Origin of the sequence: Streptomyces beijiangensis, from assembly GCF_017315755.1 — a bacterium.
In the GTDB taxonomy this organism is placed as follows: Bacteria; Actinomycetota; Actinomycetes; order Streptomycetales; family Streptomycetaceae; genus Streptomyces; species Streptomyces beijiangensis.
This window is the reverse complement of sequence record NZ_JAFLRJ010000590.1, coordinates 1-1844: the sequence shown is the minus strand read 5'-3', so window position 1 is coordinate 1844 and position 1844 is coordinate 1. Positions and strand designations below refer to the sequence as shown.

The following is a 1844-nucleotide window of genomic DNA, read 5'->3' as shown; positions in this document are numbered from 1 at the left end:
ACCTCGATCGGGTCCAGGCCCGCGTCCTCGAGGCGCTGGACGCGGGCCTGGACCCGATCGAGGTCGAGGACATCGCGCACATGGCCATCGGCGAGGACCTGGCCGGGGGCGTGGACGTCACCACGGTCGCCACGGTCTCCGAAGAGGCCGTCGCGACGGGCGACTTCACGGCCCGTGAGGCGGGCACGGTCGCCGGTCTCCACATCGCCGAGGCGGTCCTCTCGGTGGTCTGCACGGACGCCTTCGAGGTCGAGCGCCACGTGGATGACGGCGACAGCGTCGAGGCGGGCCAGAAGCTCCTCTCGGTCACGACCCGCACCCGCGACCTGCTCACCGCCGAGCGCAGCGCGCTCAACATCCTCTGCCGCCTCTCGGGCATCGCGACGGCCACCCGCACCTGGGCGGACGCGCTGGAGGGCACCGGGGCCAAGGTCCGCGACACCCGCAAGACGACCCCGGGCCTGCGCGCCCTGGAGAAGTACGCGGTCCGCTGCGGCGGCGGCGTCAACCACCGCATGTCCCTCTCGGACGCGGCCCTGGTCAAGGACAACCACGTGGTGGCGGCGGGCGGCGTGGCCCAGGCCTTCAAGCTCGTACGGGAAGCCTTCCCCGACGTCCCGATCGAGGTGGAGGTCGACACCATCGCCCAGATCACCGAAGTCCTGGACGCCGGCGCGGACCTGATCCTCCTGGACAACTTCACCCCGGCACAGACGGCCGAGGCGGTGGCCCTGGTCAACAAGCGGGCGACCCTGGAATCCTCGGGCCGCCTCACCGTCGACACGGCCCGCGCCTATGCCGAGACCGGCGTCGACTACCTCGCAGTGGGCGCCCTCACCCACTCCTCGCCGATCCTCGACATCGGCCTGGACCTCCGAGAGGCAGAGGCAGGCGTCTGATGCTGCTCACCATCGACGTCGGCAACACCCACACCGTCCTCGGCCTGTTCGACGGGGAGGACATCGTCGAGCACTGGCGCATCTCCACCGACGCCCGCCGTACGGCGGACGAACTCGCCGTGCTCCTCCAGGGCCTGATGGGCATGCACCCGCTCCTCGGCGACGAGCTGGGCGACGGAATCGAGGGCATCGCGATCTGCTCGACGGTCCCCTCGGTCCTGCACGAGCTCCGCGAGGTCACCCGCCGCTACTACGGCGACGTGCCCGCGGTCCTGGTCGAGCCCGGCATCAAGACGGGCGTCCCGATCCTCATGGACAACCCCAAGGAGGTGGGCGCGGACCGCATCATCAACGCGGTGGCCGCGGTCGACCTCTACGGCGGTCCCGCGATCGTCGTCGACTTCGGTACGGCGACGACCTTCGACGCCGTCTCGGCGCGCGGTGAGTATGCGGGCGGGGTGATCGCTCCCGGCATCGAGATCTCGGTCGAGGCGCTCGGCGTCAAGGGCGCCCAGCTCCGCAAGATCGAACTGGCGCGCCCGCGCAGTGTGATCGGCAAGAACACGGTCGAGGCCATGCAGTCCGGCATCGTGTACGGATTCGCCGGCCAGGTGGACGGTGTCGTGGCCCGGATGGCCCGCGAACTGGTCGGCCCCGACGGTGACCTCGAGGACGTCACGGTGATCGCGACGGGCGGTCTGGCGCCGATCATCCTCGGCGAGGCAGCGGTCATCGACGAGCACGAGCCGTGGCTGACGCTGATCGGCTTGCGCCTGGTCTACGAACGCAACGTCTCCCGCATGTGACCCCACTGGGGCTCCGCCCCAGACCCCGCTCCTCAATCGCCGGAGGGGCTGATTTTTGCCGGCACCGGCTTTCTTGTGACGCGCACAAGCAAGCCTGCACCAGGCAAAATCAAGCCCGTCCGGCGATTGAGGAGCGGGG

The 1844-nt window shown here is 70.2% G+C and carries 2 protein-coding genes; both read left to right on the top strand.

Annotated features, from left to right (window positions below; translation table 11 throughout):
* Window positions 1-899 (top strand): carboxylating nicotinate-nucleotide diphosphorylase (gene nadC, locus J0695_RS37250; protein WP_206969187.1); only part of this gene is annotated, 899 nt, incomplete at its 5' end.
* Window positions 899-1705, top strand: a complete 807-nt coding sequence (locus J0695_RS37245; RefSeq protein ID WP_206969186.1) for a type III pantothenate kinase — start codon at window positions 899-901, stop codon at window positions 1703-1705. The genes nadC and J0695_RS37245, both read left to right, overlap by 1 nt.
* Window positions 1706-1844: the final 139 nt, after the last annotated feature.